General features: G+C 78.2%; 4 protein-coding genes and 1 pseudogene. 1 reads left to right on the plus strand and 4 read right to left on the minus strand.

What is annotated here, in order from left to right:
* The coding region (locus ABEB16_RS04130) for a hypothetical protein (protein WP_345711001.1) at positions 1 to 559 on the minus strand (559 nt) is incomplete at its 3' end.
* Between the two features lie 101 nt (positions 560 to 660).
* On the opposite strand from ABEB16_RS04130, the gene ABEB16_RS04135 reads away from it, so the two are divergent.
* Entirely contained in the window at positions 661 to 1,875 is a 1,215-nt protein-coding gene (locus ABEB16_RS04135; protein WP_345711002.1) for a class I SAM-dependent methyltransferase, read from the plus strand.
* Positions 1,876 to 1,935: 60 nt separating this feature from the next.
* Here the strand turns inward: ABEB16_RS04135 and ABEB16_RS04140 are convergent.
* The 3 genes and pseudogenes from ABEB16_RS04140 to ABEB16_RS04150 form a co-directional block, all read right to left on the minus strand.
* Positions 1,936 to 2,376: pseudogene (locus ABEB16_RS04140) on the minus strand (DUF1540 domain-containing protein); the annotation flags it as partial.
* Positions 2,377 to 2,468: 92 nt separating this feature from the next.
* On the minus strand, positions 2,469 to 3,596 hold the full coding sequence (serC, locus tag ABEB16_RS04145; protein WP_345711004.1) for a phosphoserine transaminase: 1,128 nt from the start codon (positions 3,594 to 3,596) through the stop codon (positions 2,469 to 2,471).
* A gap of 65 nt (positions 3,597 to 3,661) precedes the next feature.
* Positions 3,662 to 4,071 (minus strand): helix-turn-helix domain-containing protein (locus ABEB16_RS04150; RefSeq protein ID WP_345711003.1); only part of this gene is annotated, 410 nt, incomplete at its 5' end.

The following is a 4,071-nucleotide window of genomic DNA, read 5'->3' on the forward strand; positions in this document are numbered from 1 at the left end:
CGCGCGGCCGGGCGGGCACCGGCTCGCGCGCGCCGGTGTGGGCGCGGGCGACGGCCACCGCCAGGGCGTGCCCGAGGGACTGCGCCGCCAGCGCGCCGATGCCGGAGCGGTCGGGCAGCGCAGCGGCCAGCAGCTGCCCCAGCTGGGCGACCTCCGGGGAGCGCACGCCCACGGCGGGCACGAGCGCCCGGCGCGCGGCCGGCACGCCGGCGGCGGCCAGGACCTCCTCCAGCAGGGCGGGTGCGAGCAGCAGCGCCAGCGGGCGCAGCTCCTGCGGGGAGCCGTCGGCGGAGCGGGCGGTGAGCTCCAGGCCGGCGGGGACGACCGCGACGTCCCCGGGTGTGCCGCGGGTGGCGCGGGTCGTGCCGTCGAGGGTCTCCAGCAGCCGGTAGGGCGGGCCGGTGTTGACGTAGACGACGTGCTCGGCGCGCACCCCGGCGGCCACCTCCCGCCCCGCGGCGCGCACCCGCACCGCGGACAGGCCGGGCAGCAGCCGCACCGGCTCCTCCTCGCGGGCACCTCCCGGCGCCGCGCCCGCGGCGGGTGCTCGCCCGGTCACCGCCACCTCCTCGCTCCCCCGCACCCGACGGTAGACCGCCGGGCGGGCGCCGGTCGGGCCAGCGGGCGGGTCACCACCCGCGGCCCTGGGAGGATGGACCCGTGCCGCACCCGCTGACCACCGCCCTGGAGGAGCTGCGCCCCCTGCTGCTGGACGGCGAGCACCTGGTGCGGGCCGTGGCCGCCGGGCGCCGGCGCGGGCAGGAGCCCCCCGCCCACGAGCGGGTGGAGCTGCGGCCGGTCGCCCTGCGCGGCGGCCCCCACCTGCAGGCCGTCGCCCGCAGCGGGCCGCGGGTCAGCACCCGCAACGCCGCGCTGGGGCCCGACGCCGAGCGCCTTGTGGAGGAGCTGCTGGCCGTGCCCTTCGGCAACTGGCACGTGGAGACGGCCGCGGAGGTGGTGCAGCTGCGGGTCACCAAGCGCGGGGAGGCGCAGCTGCACCGGGCGGCGACGTCGAAGCGGGACGTGCAGGCCGGCCCGGCGGCGCACGACCGCAGCAAGCAGCGCCTCGTCGACCCCGCCGACCCGCTGTTCACGGCGCTGGGGGCGGGGGCGGACAAGCGGCGCCAGGTCGACGCGTTCGTGCGGCTGCTGGCGCCGCTGGCCGACCGGCTGCTGGCGGACGCGGCGCAGGACGGCGGCCGCGAGGTGCGGATGACGGACCTGGGCTGCGGCAACGCGTACCTGACGTTCGCCGCGCACCGCTGGCTGGGCGGGCGGGCCGGCGAGGCGGGCACGGCGCTGCGCACCGTGGGGGTGGACGTGCGCGACGACGTCGTGGCGCGCAGCCGGGCCCTGGCGGTGCAGGCGCAGCTGCCGGGGCTGGACTTCGCGACGGGCACCATCGCCTCCGCCGCGCCCTTCGGGGACGCCGCCCCGGACGTCGTGCTGGCGCTGCACGCCTGCGACACCGCCACGGACGAGGCGCTGGCCCGGGCGGTGCGGTGGGGGACGCCGGTGGTGCTGGCCGCGCCGTGCTGCCACCACGACGTGCAGCGGCAGCTGCAGGCGGCGACGGCCTCCCCCGCGCCGCCGCTGGTGCGCCACCCGATCCTGCGGGAGCGCTTCGCGGACGTCCTCACCGACGCCCTGCGGGCGCTGCTGCTGCGGCTGCTGGGCTACCGCACGGACGTCGTGGAGTTCGTGGACTCCCGGCACACGCCGCGCAACGCGCTGCTGCGGGCGGTGCGCACCGGTGCGGCGCCGACCCCGGAGCTGGTGGCGGAGTACCGGGGGCTGACGGCCGCGTGGGGCGTGGAGCCGGCGCTGGCGCGGATGCTGCGCGCGGAGGTGGACGCCGTCCTCACCGGCGGCTAGGGCCCGATCGCGCGCGAGGGCGCCGGGGGTCCCGCAGGACCCGCCGACGCCCTCGGCGGCGACCTCGATGGAGTCCGCGGTGCAGGTGAGCTCGGAGTTGTGCACGCAGTCGGCGAGCTGGCAGGCGCCGACGAGACCGGTCGGCTTGTCCTTGCGGGCCTTGGTGGGCAGCCCGAGGAAGGTGCCGCAGTGGTTCTGGCCGTGGTCGCCCACGGTGATCGCCGGGGCGTGGCAGTTCACGTTCTCGTTGAACGCGCAGCCGGTGGCGGCGCAGCTGTGGACGGGTGCGAGGTCCAGGTTCACGGTGGCCACGACAGGCCCTCCTCGTTCTGGTCGGTGCGACGGATCGGGTGTCCCCCAAGGGGACGAGGCGCGTGGTGCGGTGCGCCGTCCGCTCTCGACGATATCCGCCCGCAAAGCCGTCGCGCCAGTTCTGCGCAGCCTTTCGGGGCATTTCCCGAAAGAATCCCGCCATCGTTTCGGTAAGGCATTCCTGACCATTGGTGAGGCATTCCTAAGATTTCCCGCCGAAAGGAAGGGAAGCCTTGCCGAAGCGGACCCGCCGGGGGCCGGCGACGCCCCCGGCGGGCCCGCTACCGGGCCCGCAGCCGCTCCACGACGAGGTCCACGCAGCGGGTCAGCGCGGTGACGTCCTCGGGGTCGACGGCCGGGAACATGCCCACCCGCAGCTGGTTGCGCCCCAGGCTGCGGTAGGGGTCGACGTCGACGACGCCGTGGGCCCGCAGCACCGCCCTGACGGCCTGCGCGTCCACCGAGGCGTCGAGGTCCACCGTGCCCACGACGGCGCTGCGGGCGGCGGGGTCGGCCACGAAGGGGGTGGCCCACTCGCGCTCCTCGGCCCAGGAGTACAGCCTGGCGGCGGAGTCCGCCGTCCGGCGCACCGCCCAGTCCAGGCCGCCCTGCGCCAGCAACCACTCGACCTGCTCGGCGAGCAGCACGAGGGTCGCCACCGCCGGGGTGTTGTACGTCTGGTCCTGGCGGGAGTTGGCCAGCGCGGTCGCCAGGCTCAGCGACGGCGGGATCCAGCGCCCCGTCGCGGCCAGCTCGGCGGCGCGCTCCACCGCGGCCGGGGACAGCAGCGCCAGCCACAGCCCGCCGTCGGCGGCGAACGACTTCTGCGGCGCGAAGTAGTAGGCGTCGGTCTGGGCGACGTCGACGGGCAGCCCGCCGGCGCCGGAGGTGGCGTCGACGAGGACGAGGGGGCCGCCGTCGGCGGCGGGCGGGACGCCGCCGGGCCGGCGCACCGGGGCCATGACGCCGGTGGAGGTCTCGTTGTGCGGCCAGGCCACCACGTCGACGTCGTCGGCGACCGGGCCCAGGGCGGGCAGGGTGCCCGGCTCGCCGCGCACGACGGCGGGCCCGGCGAGGAACGGGGCGGCGGCCGCGGCCTGGGCGAACTTCGCGGAGAACTCCCCCAGCACCAGGTGCTGGCTGCGCCGGCGCACCAGGCCGCAGGTGGCGGCGTCCCAGAAGGCGGTGCTGCCGCCGTTGCCGAGCACCACCTCGTAGCCCTCGGGCAGCGCGAACAGCGCGGCCAGCCCCTCCCGCACCCGGCGCACGACGTCCTTGACGGGGCGCTGGCGGTGGGAGGTGCCGAGCAGGGTGCGTCCCGCCCGGGCCAGCGCATCGACCTGCTCGGGGCGGACCTTGCTGGGGCCGGAGCCGAAGCGGCCGTCGGCGGGCAGCAGGTCGGCGGGGATCCGGACGTCCGCCGGGTCGACGGCGGGGTGGGCACCGGGCGGGGTGCCGGGGTCTGCGGGCGCGCTCACGACGGCCATCGTCCCAGCCCGGCCGGGATGCCGTGCCCGTCGGCCCCGCCCCGCTCCTCGGCCCCGGCCCGCCGCACCGCCAGCGCCAGCAGCAGCGCCGCGCCCTGCGCGGGCACGGCGAGGTCGAGGCCGGTGACCTCCTGCAGCCGGCGCAACCGGTTGAGGACGGTGTTGCGGTGGCAGTAGGAGGCGGCGGCGGCCCCGCCCACGCTGCCGGTGGCGACGTAGGCGGCCGCCACCTCCAGCAGCCGGGCGCGCTCCGGCGCCGGCAGTGCGCCCAGCCCGGGCAGCACCTCCTCGACGAGCTGGGCGCCCACCTCCCCCAGCCGCGCGGCGGCCACGTCGACAGCGGCCGCGGGCAGGGTGCGCGGGCCGCGGGCGGTGCGGGGCAGGGTGGCGGCGACCT

This window comes from Kineococcus glutinatus (assembly GCF_039542765.1).
Classification (GTDB): domain Bacteria; phylum Actinomycetota; class Actinomycetes; order Actinomycetales; family Kineococcaceae; genus Kineococcus_A; species Kineococcus_A glutinatus.